This window comes from Ruegeria sp. AL11, from assembly GCF_056540865.1.
Genome location: NZ_JBQFXO010000006.1, coordinates 149,721 through 166,959 on the forward strand (window position 1 = coordinate 149,721; position 17,239 = coordinate 166,959).

At 58.0% G+C, this 17,239-nt stretch carries 12 protein-coding genes; 6 read left to right on the top strand and 6 right to left on the bottom strand.

The window, feature by feature from the left end:
- Positions 1-3: 3 nt before the first annotated feature.
- The 3 genes from ACR0IP_RS11510 to ACR0IP_RS11520 form a co-directional block, all read right to left on the bottom strand.
- Positions 4-870 carry a carbohydrate ABC transporter permease gene (locus ACR0IP_RS11510; RefSeq protein ID WP_170375757.1) on the bottom strand — a complete coding sequence of 289 codons (867 nt, stop codon included), beginning with the start codon at positions 868-870 and terminating at the stop codon, positions 4-6.
- 109 nt (positions 871-979) lie between these two features.
- On the bottom strand, positions 980-2,281 hold the full coding sequence (locus tag ACR0IP_RS11515) for an ABC transporter substrate-binding protein (protein WP_170690787.1): 1,302 nt from the start codon (positions 2,279-2,281) through the stop codon (positions 980-982).
- Between the two features lie 94 nt (positions 2,282-2,375).
- A complete protein-coding gene (locus ACR0IP_RS11520; RefSeq protein ID WP_170552113.1) occupies positions 2,376-3,401 on the bottom strand; it encodes a LacI family DNA-binding transcriptional regulator in 1,026 nt (341 codons plus the stop codon).
- A 925-nt stretch (positions 3,402-4,326) separates the two neighbouring features.
- Here ACR0IP_RS11520 and ACR0IP_RS11525 point away from each other — a divergent pair.
- Entirely contained in the window at positions 4,327-4,737 is a 411-nt protein-coding gene (locus ACR0IP_RS11525) for a Rap1a/Tai family immunity protein (protein ID WP_480525635.1), read from the top strand.
- A 929-nt stretch (positions 4,738-5,666) separates the two neighbouring features.
- On the opposite strand, the gene ACR0IP_RS11530 is transcribed toward ACR0IP_RS11525, so the two are convergent.
- Positions 5,667-6,308 carry an NADPH-dependent F420 reductase gene (locus ACR0IP_RS11530; RefSeq protein WP_480525637.1) on the bottom strand — a complete coding sequence of 214 codons (642 nt, stop codon included), beginning with the start codon at positions 6,306-6,308 and terminating at the stop codon, positions 5,667-5,669.
- A gap of 172 nt (positions 6,309-6,480) precedes the next feature.
- Between ACR0IP_RS11530 and ACR0IP_RS11535 the strand changes: the two genes are divergently transcribed.
- The 4 genes from ACR0IP_RS11535 (at position 6,481) to ACR0IP_RS11550 (ending at position 12,508) form a co-directional block, all read left to right on the top strand.
- Positions 6,481-9,771 (top strand): adenylate/guanylate cyclase domain-containing protein, encoded by a 3,291-nt coding sequence (locus ACR0IP_RS11535; protein WP_480525639.1) that lies wholly within the window; start codon positions 6,481-6,483, stop codon positions 9,769-9,771.
- Positions 9,772-9,873: 102 nt separating this feature from the next.
- On the top strand, positions 9,874-10,170 hold the full coding sequence (locus tag ACR0IP_RS11540) for a hypothetical protein (RefSeq protein WP_419739375.1): 297 nt from the start codon (positions 9,874-9,876) through the stop codon (positions 10,168-10,170).
- Positions 10,171-10,190: 20 nt separating this feature from the next.
- On the top strand, positions 10,191-11,399 hold the full coding sequence (locus ACR0IP_RS11545; RefSeq protein ID WP_480525641.1) for a YcaO-like family protein: 1,209 nt from the start codon (positions 10,191-10,193) through the stop codon (positions 11,397-11,399).
- Positions 11,396-12,508, top strand: a complete 1,113-nt coding sequence (locus ACR0IP_RS11550) for a TfuA-like protein (protein WP_480525643.1) — start codon at positions 11,396-11,398, stop codon at positions 12,506-12,508. Before ACR0IP_RS11545 ends, ACR0IP_RS11550 begins: the two co-directional genes overlap by 4 nt.
- Here ACR0IP_RS11550 and rnr read toward each other — a convergent pair.
- Together rnr and dapE are read right to left on the bottom strand one after the other, a co-directional pair.
- Positions 12,505-14,763, bottom strand: a complete 2,259-nt coding sequence (gene rnr, locus ACR0IP_RS11555) for a ribonuclease R (RefSeq protein WP_480525645.1) — start codon at positions 14,761-14,763, stop codon at positions 12,505-12,507. The two genes, ACR0IP_RS11550 and rnr, sit on opposite strands and share 4 nt — an antisense overlap.
- Positions 14,764-14,825: 62 nt before the next feature.
- Positions 14,826-15,965 (bottom strand): succinyl-diaminopimelate desuccinylase, encoded by a 1,140-nt coding sequence (gene dapE / locus ACR0IP_RS11560; RefSeq protein ID WP_480525647.1) that lies wholly within the window; start codon positions 15,963-15,965, stop codon positions 14,826-14,828.
- 208 nt (positions 15,966-16,173) lie between these two features.
- Between dapE and ACR0IP_RS11565 the strand changes: the two genes are divergently transcribed.
- Entirely contained in the window at positions 16,174-17,232 is a 1,059-nt protein-coding gene (locus ACR0IP_RS11565; protein ID WP_480525649.1) for a transporter substrate-binding domain-containing protein, read from the top strand.
- The last annotated feature ends 7 nt before the right edge of the window (positions 17,233-17,239 follow it).

A 17,239-nucleotide genomic window follows, 5' to 3' on the forward strand; every position in this document is an offset into this window, starting at 1 on the left:
TCCTCACGCGTCCAGGTTCTTGCCGACGATGCGCATCAAGAAGATCGCAACAATGTTGGCTAAGATGATTGCGTAGACACCTCCGGCTGATCCGAGACCAACATTCTGGCTTTCCAGCACACGCTGGAAGATCAGGTAGGTGAGTGTACGGGTGCCGAATGCGCCGCCGGTGGTCACGAAGATCTCGGCGAAGATCGACAAAAGGAAGATTGTCTGGATCAGGATCACGATGGTGATCGCGCGGCTCAGATGCGGCAGGATGATGTGGTAGAACCGCTTCAGGACCGGCGCGCCGTCCATCTCGGCCGCTTCCAACTGCTCACTGTCCAGCGACTGGATTGCGGTCAGCAAGATGAGGGTCGCAAAAGGCAACCACTGCCATGAGACGATCATGATGATTGAGGTCATCGACGCCTCGGACAACCATGAGATCGGCTCGGCCCCGAAAAAGCGCCACAGATGGGCCAGCAGGCCGTTTACCGGATCCATGAACATGTTCTTCCAGACCAGCGCGGACACAGTGGGCATGACGAAGAAGGGTGCAATCACAAGGATGCGGACAACCCCTTGACCCCACATCGGTTGGTCCAAAAGCATCGCCAGGAGGATGCCCAGGATAACGGTGATGACCAGAACCCCTCCGACGATCACAAGCGTTGCCTGAACCGCGGGCCAGAAGGAGCTGGACGATACGAACCGGACGTAGTTGTCGAAGCCGACCCAGCCCAGATCGCCACCGCGCAGGGGCAGATATTTCTTGAAGGAAAAATACAGCGTCATCGTCAGGGGCACGAGCATCCAGCCAAGCAGCAGGACCACTGCAGGTGCCATCATCAGGCGCGCGACGGATCGGGAATGTTGAGTAGCCATTACGCAAACCCTCTCTGTTCAGGCGTAGCTTAGCCTGCGAGAAAAATGTGGGTTGTGGAAGGGGTGAGCGGGGGGGCAGCTCTTCTGCCCGCCCGCGTGGGAGGATGCCTCAGTACCCTGCGGCTTCCATTTCTTCGGCGGTGAAGGCCTGCGCTTTGGCAAGTGCTTCCTCAACCGTTTGCTGTCCGGCGTAGACTGCCGAGAACTCTTGGCTGACCTGTGTCGCAATACCCGCGAACTCTGGGATCGCAGCGAACTGGATGCCAACATATGGGACAGGTTTGACCGTTGGGTTGTTTGGATCAGCGGACAGGATCGAGTCCAGCGTCATCTTGGCAAACGGAACCTTCTGGTATTCCGGGTTCTCATACAAAGAGGAGCGCGCGCCCGGCGGTACATTTGCCCAACCTTCGTTTTCAGCAACTAGCTCAATATAGTCTTTAGACGTTGCCCATTCGATGAACTGCTTGGCTGCGTCTTCTTGCTGTGTACCGGCCGGAATGGCCAGTGCCCAAGCCCAAAGCCAATTGGAGCGTTTGCCCAATCCGGTGTCGGGTGCCAGCGCAAAACCAACGCTGTCCGCGACGGTCGAGTCGTCCGGGTTGGTCACGAATGACGCCGCAACAGTGGCGTCGATCCACATGCCGCACTTGCCTTGCTGGAACAATGACAGGTTCTCATTAAACCCGTTGGTAGCATAGCCTGCCGGACCGGATTCCGTCATCATTTCAACGTAGAAGTTCAGCGTGTCAGACCATTCGGGCTGATCGAACTGGGGCTTCCAATCTTCGTCGAACCAGCGCGCGCCGAAGGAGTTGGACATCGCCGTGATGAACGCGCCGCCTTCACCCCAACCGGCTTTGCCGCGCAGGCAGATTCCGTTGATGTCGGCGTCTCTGTCGGTCATCGCCGCCGCTGCCTCTTTGATGAACTGCCAGCTTGGTGCCTCAGGCATTTCCATGCCCGCTTTTTCCATCAGGTCAGTACGGTACATGATCATCGAGCTTTCGCCGTAGAACGGCGCCGCATACAGCGTTCCGTCATGGCTTAGACCGCCCGACATCGCGGGCAAAATGTCACCGACGTCGTACTCGTCGGACAGACCGTCCAGCGGAACCAGCCAGCCATTTGCACCCCAGATCGGGGTCTCGTACATACCAATGGTCATAATGTCGAACTGACCACCTTTTGTGGTGATGTCAGTCGTCACGCGCTGGCGCAGTACGTTTTCTTCAAGCGTCACCCATTCGACGTCGATACCCGTCGCTTCGGTGAATTTGTCGGTATAGCCCTGCATCCGGATCATGTCGCCGTTGTTTACTGTGGCAATCGTGATGGATTGTGCGTGGGCCGCGGCCGTCGCGACGAACGTCAAAGCTGTCGCCGCACGAAGTGCGTGTTTCAAGTACATCCCTGTCCTCCCTGAGCTTGGATGCTGTGCAGAAAGACTAGTTCAAGATTTGTCGCGGCGTCAATAAAAACTTTACGCGCGTTAATTTTTGACGTTATGCGGATTCCCTGAGAACCAATCGGGCCGGGAAGAGGGTTTCCGTCCGCTTCTCAAATTTCCCTCCGTTTTCAATGAGTTCGAAAAGCGTTTCGACACTTCGGGCCGCCACGTTGTCATAATCATGCGCCGCGGTTGTCAGGGAGGGGCATGTGAATTTCGCAAAAGGATGGTCGTCGTTTGAGGCCACCCGCAGCGCACAATCCTCTTTCCGCCCGACGCGAATCCCCTGCTCAAAACAGGCCGCCAGAAAGCCGATCGCCAATCGGTCATTGCTGCACAAAACCGAATCCGTGCGTAACTTGCGTTCATCCAAAACCTTGAGCGCACCTTGTCGACCAATCTCCTCAAAGGCCCAGCCCGTGCCTTCGATTTTGATCACATGCGGCTCAAAGCCCAAACGCTCCATCACCTCGACATAGGCCTTCCGCCGCTTGTTGGCATTGGGGTTTGCAGGTGTCCGCATTTCGAAGAACGAGGGCGGCTCGCCCGTGCGGGTCATGTATTCCACGGTCTGAGACACAAAGCTGAAATTGTCGGACCCGATAAACGCCGCGCCCAAACCGTCGAGGTTACTGTCGAACAGAACCGTCGGCACACTGGCGCAGAATTTCTCGATCGCTGACTTGTCAGAGATACGCCCCAAAGGCGCCAACAAGACACCCGCAGGTTTCAGGGATTGCAAACCGTCCAGAATTTCGTTTTCCAGCTTTTGTTCCCCGTGAGCGCTGAAAAGGAAAGGCCGATACCCGGCTGCGATACAGCTCTGTTCAAGATACCGAGCGATTTCGGCAAAGAACGGATCAGCCAGATAGGGCACGACGATGCCGATATTCTTGGTCAGCTTCCGGTTCTGGTTCACTGCATAGATATTCGGGCGATAGTCAAACCGCTCCAGCGCCTCTTCGATGCGCGCCCTCGTCGTTGGGCGAACGCTATCGGGGTCGTGGAAGTATTTGGACACCGTGGGCCGCGATATTCCGCTGAGCGCCGCGAACTCTTCCATATTCTTGATTTTGGTCATGCCAGTCTGCCTGCGGATCACAGCCGCTTTGATCTTATCTTACTTTTACATATTCTTTGCGCGCGCTAAAAAGATCAATAGCCAGGCAAGTTCTGTTTGTTTCTGTACGCAAGCGGTTTGAATGTAGCTCGGGATTGATATCGGAGCATCGGCGGTCAAGCTTGTCTGCGCGAATTCGGATCAAATTCTCGCGACGTCCTAAGTGGGAGTCATAACGACTTAACCACACCCCGGCTGGTTAGAGCAGCACCCGGATCTTTGGTGGAGGGCGACCCGCGAGGCATTGCCCCAGCTTTCAGGACAAATCGCGCCGTCTGTGCGGTCGAATGACCTTTGTGCAGTCATTTTCTTTGGCATGTGGGTCGGTTTTCCACCATCGTAGATACACGCGTTTCAAACGCATTCGATCTGTTTGAATGTTTGCAGGAATTGGCACTAAGGACTTTTTTCAACGCAGTCGCCCCGCCTAAAATTCCACTTTGATGAAATTGGCGACGAACTGAAGATATACATGGCGGAGGACCGCAGTGAATTTCGGCAAAGACCCCGTACTGGAAGTGTTGTTGTCCAGCATTCCGCCGACGCAGAGAATTTTCGCCAACCCCACTAGCCGCGTTTTAGGCAAAAAAGCGGCCATTGATTAAGAGTGCCGCGAATTTTAGGCGCTAACGTCCGAATTGCAGAACAAGTTGCCTGATGTTGACGCGGCCAAATTCACTGCTGCATTGCTACGCCGAATAGACTGAAGCAATGCAGCACATTTCCCAAGCGCAGACGTTAAAGGACGTCAAAGTTCCACGAATATGATCTGCGTCAAGGCGGAAATGCCGCGATTATGTTAAACATCTACAACTCGGGATCGAAAATGAGGTCTCCGAGAAATGCCGCTACTTCTGGCAAATGCTTGAAAGTAAGGAGGCGTGAAATGACAGCCAGAATTCTAAACTCAGCCGCAGCAGTGCTTTTATCGAGCATTGTTTCGCAAGCCGCTGCCGAAATGGATGGCCGTACACTTGTTGATATCTGCACTGACGGGGATGCGCTGCAACTGGGCTATTGTATGGGGTATATGGCCGGATATCGCGAAGGAGGAGACACGACTTGGCACACTGTCCGAGCAGCAAAAGGTTTGGGAAGCGAGCCAATTGAGAACAGAAAAGAGTTTACTGATCCTCTTCGCTCCGGCAGGTGTGTTTTTCCCAGACTTCCGAACCACCAAATGCGTGAAATCGTGGTGAACTATATCTCGGATCACCCCGAGACATGGGAGGAGAGTGCTGGTTCAGCAATCTCAAAAAGCCTTTGGAGCGCGTTTCCCTGTGAAGAAAATATGTAGCCTTTACAGTAGCTAACGTGGTCAACGCCGTGCAGAAGCACATAGCTCATACGTTTGGCGCAAGCCAAACCGATAAACTGATCTCGACCCGCGGTCGCGAATTGCCAATTGCTAAAAAGAGGTCCACGGACGCTTGCCGGAGTGCCTTTCGCGGTTCTGCAAGACTTCGCGGAGATTTAGAAATCAAAATTGTCTGCGCTGCCCGAAAGTCAGCCGGACCTTACTCACAGCAGAGAATTGTCATCAAACGGTTGTACCGATGATCCGAATGCCCGTCAGCGACTGCATGTTCCACAACTAAGACATCCGACACAAATGCAGCGAACGACCAGTTTCGAGTTAAGCCAATTTGGCAGCTTTCGATGACCGCTTTCGGGAAATGACGCTGCGCCGCACCACTTCCGTATTCTGTGTTGTGGTCGTCGGCAAGCTCGCTGCAGCCGCTACAGGCCGGTTTGCCCGCATAGCTGACGACTGTCCAGAAGGCTCCACGGTAACTTCTTGGGTTAGAAAGGCTTGCCATTTGGCCCAATTTTGCGCGATGGACTGTTCTGGTATGTCCTAGAAAATCTCGCATCGAGAGGTGTGGCTGACAGGCTGGTCAAAGGTGTCAAACACAATCAAGCAGTATTCGGTTGATGAGAAGATCACGAGTGTTTTGACTGGACTTGGTGGAATGATGAGCATTGTCTCGCTGTGCTACCGCTACCGTATTGCCGAAAGCTTGTTTTCCTTCTGATCGAAAGAGCTTCGCGAAGCTGGGAAGAACCGTATGGCGGGTGACATAATCTAACAGGCGCCCACGTCGGGGGCCAAGTAATGGCGATCCGAAGCTCCGGCCCAGACTCGCGGCGGCCGCTATTTGCAATAGACCTTTGAAGCAGGCAGCGCGTCCGAGCCTTCCTGCTTCTCCCGGTATTGAAGCGTTACTATGCGTCTGAGCGCAGGATGACGGGCGTGATCTGGGTGCCTTCGCCCTGAACATAGGCCATCTGAATGATCAACTCGGCCAGAGGTTCCAGATACCGCGCACTCAGCATCGCCCCGCTATCGACCGGGTCATAATTGATGGCACGCACCAACTCGGCCACCGTTTCTTTTGCCCCAGCATCGTCCCCGGCAAGGAACACCTGAGGGCGGATGCCGCCATAGGTTGGATCCGAGTCAACGACATCAGCAAAGATCGCGTTGAAGGCCTTGACGACCGGAACGCCCGGCAGCTTCGACTGGCAAACCTCACCTGCGGATGTGGTATGCCCCAGGGTCAGAGCCATGTAGTCATCGGTCAGAGGGTTGGTGCAGTCGACCACCACCTTGCCTTCCAGCGATCCCAGAGCCTCCAATGTTTCGTCCAGAGCCGTGAAAGGCACGGCGATGAACACAACCTCGGCGTGTTGAACCAGATCGGCTGCAAGGCCGCCTTCAATACCATGTCGGTCCGCCGCCTCGGCCCCTCGCCCGGCATCTCGCGAGCCGATATGAACCACATGATCCGTTGCAGAAAACCGGCGCGCAAGCGCGTTGGCGACATTTCCGGTTCCGACGATAAGCAAATTTCTTGAGTTGGGCACGACGACGTTCTTCCCCTTGATAATGTTGCGATTCCGAGGATAGTGGAATCGGTATCATGATGATAATTGTTTTTTGCGCTCTCTTTCAGATTGCAGCGCTTCAGGCGGGCGGTTGGTGTGTTTCAGTCGTGTCGCAAGTGCCCATTGGTAGGGTGAATGGTGAAACAACACGATGGCAATTGATCTTGACGATTGGCTGCGAGCGCTTGGAATGGAGCGCTACATCTCGGCGTTTCATGACCATGATGTGGATGGCAGCCTGCTGCCGACGATCACTGCAGAAGACCTCAGGGATATGGGGATCGCATCGGTTGGCCATCGTCGTCAGTTGCTGAACGCGATTGCTTTGCTGCGCAGCGGGCAGGCATCGGACCTGGCAAACGGTCCTTTTGCGGAAAAGGCGGATCGCAGCCATTCTGTCGCGCCGCAACAGCGACGGCAGCTGTCAGTGGTGTTTACGGATCTTGTCGGCTCGACCCAACTGTCTGAACAATTAGATGCCGAAGAGCTTTCGACCCTGTTGACCAGCTATAAAAGCGCCGTGACCGAGATCGTCGAGGAATACGGCGGCTTTGTCGCGCAATATCTGGGCGATGGCGTTCTGGCTTATTTTGGCTGGCCGCAGGCCTATGATCATGACGCCGAACGGGCGGTCCGATCGGGGCTAAGCATCGCCGACTCGATGCACTTTCTGGGGCGGCCGCATGGGGTTAAGCTGAATTGCCGCATTGGCATCGCAACGGGCAATGTCGTTGTCGGAGACCTGATCCGCAACTCGTATATCGAAGAGGATCAGGCCGTCGGGCGCGCGCCCAACCTGGCTGCCCGTATCCAGTTGATGGCAAAACCGGGCACCTTGGCGATCTCGGATGAAACCAAGAAGATTGTCGAAGGCAAATTCGATCTGACCGATCTGGGAAATCACAAATTGAAAGGCTTCCGCGGCGAGGTACGTATCTGGCGCGTCGAAGGCGCAACGGACGGCCCCACCCCCGATTTCAAGCGTCGGTCAAAAGAAAAGCTGCCGATCATCAATCGCAAGGTTGAACTGGCCCAGTTGGATGGCGCGTGGGAGCAGGTCGAGCAGGGCGTACCGCGGTCGACGCTCATTTCTGGTGAGCCGGGGATCGGTAAGTCTCGACTGGTGGAAGAGTTCGTATCGCATGTGTTCGAGGTCGAGGGCGACGTTCTGCGCTTTCAATGCTCGCCCTTTCACACCAATGACGCCCTGTATCCGGTACTGAACCAAATCTGGTCTATGGTTTTGGGCGGGGGGCAGCTTTCGGCCGGGGACACGGCCCAGCGACTGGAACAGATTCTTTCGGCTACAACCCTGGATCCGGGCAAGACAGCCTCATTGGCGGACGCCTTGATGCAGTTTCGCGAACACGGGCGCGACACCACGCTGCCGCTTGATGCGCTGGGACGGAAAGAGATGACGTTTCAGGCGCTGATTGCTCTGTTCGAATGGTATGTGCGCGACAAGAAAGTGCTGGTTGTCTTCGAGGACCTTCACTGGATCGACCCGACCACAAAAGAGCTTTTGGGACGGCTGCTTGAGACGTTCAAAGATGAGCAGGTCATGGTGCTGCTGACCTGCAGGCCCGCGTTTCAAACCGCGTGGGAGGTCAATACCCGCATCGAACTGACCCGGCTGTCCAACGAGGAAATCGGTGAGATTGCGGCACATGTCTACGATCTGAAACCGGTGCCGATGCCGGTGCTGGAATTGATCGCGGATCGGTCCGACGGGGTGCCGCTTTTTGCCGAGGAGCTTTCCAAGTCGTTCATTGAAACCGGGGTCTTTGACCGAACCGATGGGGGCGGCACCTCGATTGATGAGACGGCGGTACCGACCACGCTGAACGAGTTGTTGGTCGCCCGCCTTGATCGTCACCCCGAATCCCGCCGGATACTGCAGACGGCTGCGGCCATTGGTCGGGATTTTTCCTTCGACGTTCTGTCTGCCGTGATTGATGAATCCGATCATGCGCTGTCGGCTCATTTAAACACGTTGGTATCGGCGCAGATTATTGTTCCCGCCCCGGCTGCGGCTCGCAGATACTCATTCCGCCACGCCCTGATGCGCGATGCAGCGTATGAGACCATGCTTCGATCCGTGCGTGCAATGGTGCATGCGCGTATCGCGGCTGTACTCGGGGCGCGGTTCCGCAAAATCACGCCCGCCCATGTTCTGGGCAGCCATTGGGGGTTGTCCGGCAACCATGCGGAAGCAACACGGTGCTTCCAGCAAGCAGCGGAGCAGGCAAGTTCGCGCTACGCGAATACAGAGGCCACGGCCTATTTCAAATCCGCGTTGAACCATCTGGAACAGGTCACCCTTTCGGACGGGTTGCACCCCGGCACTCTGCCGGAGCGTGCCGATCTGCTGGAACAGCTTGGCACCGTCTTGACCTTGGTTCACGACCTTGACGGCGCGGTTGCGGCTTATCGTGAGGCCGTAGGGTTGGTTCAAGACAACCCCCGGAAAACTGCTCGGTTACACCGTCTGACCGGAAATGCCTTGCAACAGGATCGCGCGGGATCACTGGCCGAACTTGCAGCAGCCGAGGCCGCGCTAGATCAAACCGCGTGGCGGGACGACGCCGAGCTGTTGCGTGAGTGGATCGACATCCAGCTTAATACGCTCAACGTTCACTATTGGAGCGGGGATGGCGAGGCGATGTCTCAACTGGCTGCTGGACTGGCGCAGGATGTGGGCAGCATGACCGCTGAACAACGCGCCGAGTATTTCGATCAACTGGTGCTGCGCGACCTCAGAATGTCGCGCTATGATCCGACTGAGGACACGATTGAAACCGCATCGAACTATGTGTCTGCGGCTGAGGAAACCGGAAATCTCGCCATAGTTGCCTCGGCCCTGTTTATCCTTGGGTTCGTCAATCTGCACAGTATCCGCCTGCCTCAGGCCCAAGAGGCGATGAGCACAGGATTGGAGGCCGCGCGCCAATCCGGTCACCGCAAGATCGAGTTGCGCTGCATGACTTATCTGTCCCTCGTCTACCGGCGCATGCATAACCCATCCGAGGCCACGCGTCTGTCTCACGAAAGCATTGCGCTGGCGCGGGAACTCCAGATGCATGAGTATATTGCATTGGCGACCGCCAACCTGTCGTGGGAGGCTTGGCAGCGCGGCGCAGACAGCACAGCGTGCAAGCTGGCCCGTGACGCGATGGTTCAGTTCGAGAAGACCTCGATCGCTTATCCGTTTGAATGGTCCGCGCTGCTGCCTTTGATCGCATCCAGCCAGACACAGAAAGACCTCTCCGAGGTGCCAAAGCTATGCGCGCGCCTTCTGGACAGCAGCCAGCAGAACCTGCCCGAGACGCTGCGCAATGTCGTGGCAGATATTGTCACCCTGACTGGCACGGATGACGTGCCCCTGATCAAACAGCGCATCGCCGCGTTGATCGACGCTGCACGCTATTCTGGGTTCCTCTAACACGGCTCATTTCCGCAAGATTGCTCCGGCCCGAGGGAAAGCTTGCGGCACCGGGTTCGATTTGCTGTAGTGAACGTGCCTGTATTGAGTGGAGGAGACATAATGTCCGAAAGCGATATTGAGAACTTTAGACACGACCTGATTATTGCAAGCGATGATGGCACAGTGCTGCATATCCCGCGTGAGGTCTGGGACAACAAAGCCTATCAGGTTGATCCTGAGAAGTACCAGAACGACAAGGGCTGGGCCTTGGTCCGAGAGCTTCTGGAGTGTGGTGTGAACCTTGCCACCATCCCGCCCAAAGACTTCCTGCCGCCTGACAAGTTCGAACCCGAAGGCACCTGCTATCTGGTCAATATCGACGGGCTGAAACAGAGGCACAAATTCACACGCAGCTAGGATCAGCCCCGCTGACACACATGGGGCAGGAGGGGGAAGACCAGCACCGAGCGCCTGCCCACGCGGTTCCGTCCGTACAGGTTCTGGACCGCGTCTTGCCCCATACGAAACGCCTTGGCGTCACCCGGCTGGCTGATCTGACTGGCCTGGATTGCATCGGCATACCCGTCTACGCCGCACATCGTCCGAATGCGCGGTCTCTGGCCGTGACGCAAGGCAAAGGCGCGACCGTCGCGGATGCAAAGGTTTCGGCTTTGATGGAGGCGGTCGAGCTCAGCTGCGCCGAAACTCCGGTTTTGCCCCTGCGTCTGGCAAGCGCCGATGACTTGGTGAAGTCGGAAAACGTGATTGATCTTGAGCGTCTGCCCCGGATTTCAGATCACCCCATTTCACGCGGTAAACCGGTGCTTTGGGCCGAGGGCAAGGCGCTCTCAGATGATCATTCGGTCTGGGTTCCTTACGAACTGGTCCATATGGATTACACGTTGCCCCTGCAGCCCGGATTGGGGTGTTTTCTGATGTCGTCGACCGGCCTCGCCTCGGGCAGCAGCGTTGATGAGGCCACCTGTCAGGCGCTGGCCGAAACGCTGGAGCGGGATGCGGTGACCTTGTGGAAGCTCAACCCAAGCAACATGGCGTCCTGCCGGGTCGATCTGCACTCCGTCACAGACCCGACTTGCAAAGCGCTTCTTGACAGGTTTGACGCCGCAGGCGTGGCTTGCGCGATCTGGGACGTGACCTCGGACCTTGGAATTCCCGCATTCTTTGCAACAATCATCGACCGTCAGGATGACACGAGACGTGGCTTGCAGGCGGCCTCGGGGGCAGGGTGCCACCCTGCGCGGGGCATCGCCTTGTCTCGTGCCCTGACCGAAGCGGCGCAAAGTCGGCTGACCCTCATCTCAGGCGCGCGGGATGATCGCACGCGCGACTATTATGAAGCACGGCGTAATGCGGAAACGCTCTGGTCGCAGCGCGCCGAGATCGTTGAGGCGGACACGCCACACCGGTTCGATCGAGTGCCGTTTCATCAGGTCCGCTCCCCTCGTGATAGCCTTGACTGCATGCTGGCCGCGCTAGAACGGGCCGGGCTTGAGGTGCCGGTTGCCGTTGATCTTTCGGTTCCCGACCTGCCCGCAACGGTCATGCGGGTCATTGCGCCGGGGCTTGAAGGTACATCCTACGCGCCCGGATACCGCCCCGGAGCGCGCGCGCGGAAGGTGTCATGAGCCAAGGTGACATCGTCCTCTTTGCCGGTCCTTCCCTGCCGCGCCGGTGTGACGTGGAAGACCGGTTGCCGATCCGGCGTCTTGGGCCTGCGGCGCAGGGCGATCTGCTGAAGGCGGCGCTTGCCCGCCCACGTGCCATCATCCTGCTGGATGGCTATTTCGAGGCTTTGCCTGCCGTCTACCACAAGGAAATCCTTTGGGCGCTGTCCCAAGGCATCCCCGTCTATGGCGCCGCCTCGATCGGAGCTCTGCGTGCGTGCGAGCTTGGCAGTTTTGGCATGATCGGGGTCGGAGAAATCTTTGACGCGTTCGCCCAATTCCGGCTTGAAGCTGATGATGAGGTCGCCCTGATCCATGCGCCCGAAGAGGTCGGTTTTGCCAACCTGTCCGAGCCACTGGTGAACATCCGCTGGACGCTGGATGCCGCCGTCGCCGCGCAGGTTGTTGAGCGGCAGTTGGCGGATGCCCTTGTCGCAGCCGCCCGTCGCAGGTTTTATCCCGATCGCAGCTTTGTCAGCCTCTTGGAAGACTGTGCAGTTTTGGACCCGGCCGCAGCAGATCGCCTTGAGCTATGGCTTCCCGAGGGTCGAATTGATCAGAAAAACCGGGATGCGCTGGCCTGTATGCAGCGCGTGGAGAGCGACTGGCTGAACGACACGCTACCCGACGCGCCAGCTTTCGAGTTTCGGCATACGGATGCGTTCGAAACCCTTCTGACAGGTGTGCTGTCACATAACCCAATTAACGATCCCGAGGTTCTCATACGATGCAAGACCGCCTCCGGTGATCGGTTCGACGCGCTGCGCCTTGCCGCTGAGATCGACGCACTGGCTCTTGCGCTGGACCAGCACTCCGGGCAACCCGTGCCAGGCGAAGACCTTGTGCGTGCAGTATCAGAGTTTCGGCAGCAACACCGCCTGCTTGATCAGCAGGCGCTGCAGCACTGGCTGAGTCGAAACGGCGTGGATATCGACGCCCTGTCCCGGAAGTTGGAAGAAAGCGCGCGGATCGCCCGGGCGCGGCAACAGATTGAGCCCCACCTGAACGACCGCATGCGAGACTTGCTGGTCTTTGCACAGGGGTCGTCACAACCCGGCGACAAAGGCTAGCGCTGACGCCGTTTTCGTTCGACCTTGCGCTTGATTTTGTCCTTCTTGCGCTTGGTGCTCACGGCCTTGCGCCTGGTTGCGCGTCCCTTCGGTCCGCGTCCTCGGGGCAGGGCCTGATCGTCAATGGAAAGCAACTCTAATTCCAAGCCGCCCGTAACAGGCGTTGCCTCGGTCAGGCGCACGGTGACACGTTGCCCAATCGCTATGATCAGACCGGTGTCCGAGCCCATGAGGGTTCCCGCTTCGCGGTCGAAATGGAAGAACTCACGCCCCAGCGATCGGACAGGCACCAGCCCGTCCGCGCCGGTTTCGTCCATCTTCACGAAGGCCCCAAAGCGCGCGATGCCGCTGATCCGGCCCTTGAACTCATTGCCCACACGTTCGCTGAGATAGGCCGCCAAATAGCGGTCAGTCGTGTCGCGTTCAGCCATCATCGAGCGTCGCTCAGTGTCCGAGATATGCGTCGCGGTTTCGTCAAGCCGGGCGATTTCTTCCTCGGTCAGACCGTCATCACCCCAGCCATGGCCCGAGATCAGCGCGCGGTGGACGATCAGGTCAGCATAGCGACGAATGGGCGAGGTGAAATGTGCATAGTTCCGTAATGCCAACCCGAAATGACCGAAGTTTTCGGGATTGTAATAGGCCTGCGCCATCGACCGCAGGGTCGTCAGGTTGATCAGTTCCGCATCTTCGGTGCCTGCCGCCGCGTTCAGCAGGGCGTTTAGGTGGCGGGTTTGCAGAACCTGACCCTTGGCAAGGTTCAGGCCAGCGGCTTGGGCCGTTTCACGCAAGCTCTCCAGCTTTTCAGGCGCGGGTTCCTCGTGGACGCGGAACAGCAAGGGGCGACGTTTCGCAATCAGCGTTTCAGCCGCGGCGACATTGGCGAGGATCATGAATTCCTCGATCAGCTTATGCGCATCCAAACGGTCGCGGAAGGCGACGCTGGTCACCTCTCCCGTCTCGGACAGAACGATCTTGCGTTCCGGTAGGTCCAGTTCCAACGGTTGCCGCGCTGCGCGCGCGCTTTTCAGCGCGGCATAGGCGGCGTAGAGCGGTTTCAAAACCGTCTCCAACAGCGGTCCGGTGCGGTCGTTGGGGTTTCCGTCGATGGCCTCCTGCACCTCGGCATAGTACAGCGACGCGGCCGAGCGCATCAGGCCGCGGACGAAGCGATGGCCGATCTTGTTGCCCTCAGCGTCGATCTGCATCCGCACGGCGATACAGGCGCGCGGGACGCCCTCGTGCAGGGAACACAGATCACCGGACAGACGATCCGGCAGCATCGGTACGACGCGATCCGGGAAATAGCTGGAGTTACCGCGTTTGCGTGCTTCGCGATCCAACGCGGTGCCGGGCTGCACATAAGCGGCGACGTCGGCGATGGCGACCCAGATCACATGGCCGCCGGGGTTCTTGGGATCGTCATCGGCATGGGCATAGCAGGCGTCATCATGGTCGCGCGCATCCGAGGGGTCGATGGTCAGCAGCGGCATGTCCCGCAAGTCTTCGCGACCCTTCAGACCAACGGGTTTGGCCTTGTCCGCTTCGGCGATAACCTTGTCGGGAAAATCGTCGGGGATGCCATGTTGATGGATCGCGATCAGCGACACAGCCTTTGGCGCGGACGGGTCGCCCAAACGTTCGACAATACGGGCGCGGGGCAGGCCCATGCGGGATTTGGGTCCCGCCTGTTCGGCCTCGACCAGCTCACCATCTTTCGCCCCATGCACCGCACCTTCGGGCACTTGCCATTCGGTCTGGCTGGCTTTGTCGATGGGAACGATCCGCCCGCCCTCGGCCCCTTTGCGGAACAGGCCCACAATTTTGCGCGGATTGGTCCCGATACGGCGGATCAGGCGGGCCTCGTAATTGTGGTCTTCTTCCTGCACCACGGTCAGACGGGCCAGAATCCGGTCGCCTTCGCCCAAGGCAGGGTCGCTGGCGCGAGTGATCAGCAGAACAATCGGCTCAACCCCTTCCCCATGCCATTCCAATGGCCGCGCGAACAGGTCGCCATCCTCATTGGGGGCCTTCACCTGCAGCACGCTGACCGGAGGCAGACGGTCCGGGTCGCGATAGCTGCGCTTGCGCTTTTCCAGATGTCCTTCGGCCTCAAGCTCCTTGAGGATGCGTTTCAGATCAATCCGATCCGCGCCCTTGATGCCAAAGGCCTTGGCGATATCGCGTTTCGAGGTCAGGGTGGGGTTCGCCGAGATCCAATCCAGGACCTCTTGCTTGGTGGGGATGCGAGTCATGGGTTTGGCCTAGCACGGCGGTGCGACGGCGTCATGACTAAAATCGCAGCCCCCTGAGCCCGTCAGGCGAAGTAGTCTTTCAGGATGCGGGTATAGATCGCCTTGAGTTGTTCGATCTGAGCCACCTCGACGCATTCGTCCACCTGATGCATGGTCCGCCCAACCAACCCGAACTCGACTACCGGACAGTGGTTCTTGACGAACCGCGCGTCGGACGTGCCGCCCGTGGTCGAGAGCTCGGGCGTTACGCCGGTCTCGGCTTTAACGGCGTTAGATACCAGATCGGACAGCGCGCCCGGAGGGGTCAGAAAGCTTTCGCCCGAGATCTTGATCCGGGTCTCAATCTCAACGCCGTAGTCTTGCGCCACCTGATCGGCCTCCTGCAGCAACCAATCGCCGAGGACAGCCCCGGAATGCAGGTCGTTAAAGCGGATATTCACCGCCCCGCTGCATTGCGCCGGGATCACGTTGGTCGCGGCATTGCCAGTGTCGATTGTCACTACGGCCAGCGTAGAGGCATCAAAGTGATCGCTGCCCTGATCCAACTCATGACTGGCGAGCCGATCCATCAGCCGCGCCATCGCTGGCAGAGGGTTCTTCGCCCGCTGGGGATAGGCCGAATGCCCCTGCACCCCGGTCACCGTAAACCACGCAGTCATTGAGCCGCGACGACCGATCTTGATCATCTCGCCCATATGGTTTGGACAGGTCGGCTCACCCACCAGACAGACCGACATCTGCTCATCCGCCTGACCCATGTAGTCCAGCAGAGCCGTCGTGCCGTCCAGCGCGTCGGCTTCCTCATCCCCGGTGATGGTCAGGATGACGGCCCCGTCAGGCGGCGTGTCTTGGACGAAATCAATAGCTGCAGCGGCAAAGGCAGCGACTCCGGACTTCATATCCGTTGTGCCGCGTCCGAACATGACGCCGTCATGCACCTCGGCTCCAAACGGTGGCTTGGTCCATGCGGTCTTATCGCCTACCGGAACAACGTCGGTATGGCCATTGAAGCCAAAACTACGCGGATGCCCCTTGGCCCCCCAACGGGCGAACAAGTTGCAGATGCCGCCGCGATCCACCCGCGTGCAGTCAAACCCCGCATCTGACAGCAGATTTTCCAACAAGACCAAAGCCCCCCCTTCAACGGGTGTGACCGATGGGCAACGGATCAAATCCGCTGTCAATTGAACTGCGTCCGTCATTTCGGGCCTCGGGGTTGGGTTTTCGTTCAGGTTACCGCACAGATTCAACGAATTGGCCGGATTGCCAACCCCAATCCGCCAGATTCCCCCGGTAATTCCCACAATGTGTCGAGTTGAGACGCCAATAAAACATGGTGCTTTACCTTGCGGTGACCTTGCTGTTTTAACCTCAATCGCGCTACAGGGCGGCGAAACAGGTAATTTGACCATGAAACGCGCCTTTTACGCATTGATCAGCCTGACTTTCGCCGTTCTCGCACAGCAAAGCCTGGCCCAAACCTTGAACGTCACCACGGTGACCCGCCCACCGTTTTCCTATGTCGAGGACGGTGCCGAGGCTGGTTTTTCGATGGACCTGCTGGCAGCTCTCGCCGAGTCGCTGGAGTGGGAGTACTCCGTTACCCGGGTCGAGGCTTTCGCAGACATGCTTGGGGCCGTTCAGGATGGTACTGCGGATTTGGCGATCGCAAATATCTCGATCACTGCGCTTCGTGAGACGCAGATGGATTTCAGCCAGCCGATCTTTGAGGCCGGGTTGCAGATCATGGTGCCCTCTGATTCGGCGCGTAAGCCGTCGCTGCTGCAGGCGCTGCTGTCGGCCGAGCTGTTCTTTGCCATCGGCCTGGCCTTTGCCATTCTTCTGGGGGGCGGCATGCTGATGTGGGGGTTCGAACGCCGCGCGCAGCCCTATTTCGATCGGAAATTGAACGAGGCTTGGTTCCCATCCTTCTGGTGGGCACTGAATTTGGTCGTCAACGGCGGCTTTGAAGAGAGGATGCCTCGCACGCCCTTTGGCCGGATTCTGGGCGTTATTCTGGTGGTGTCGTCCTTGTTCATCGTTTCGGTCTTCACCGCCCGGATCACCAGTGTCATGACGGTAGATGCGATCACCGGAAATGTGAACTCGGTCAATGACCTTTACGGTAAAAATGTCGGCACGATCGAGGGATCGACGGCTGCCAGTTTCCTCAACCGGCGCGAGATCGAATACGTCGCCTACCCCGGGCTTGATGAAATGTTGGAGGCTTTCAAGGCCGAAGACTTGAATGCCGTCGTATTCGACGCTCCGGTCCTGTCCTATTTCGCCGCCCATGAAGGTCGCCGGATCGCCACGATGACCGGTGGGATTTTCCTGCGCGAAAACTACGGCATAGCCTTCCCGACGGGATCACCTTTGGTGGAAGACGTCAATCAGGCGCTTCTGGCTTTGCGCGAAGATGGCACCTATGACGAGATTTACCGTAAATGGTTCGGGTCGCGAAACTAAGAGGCTG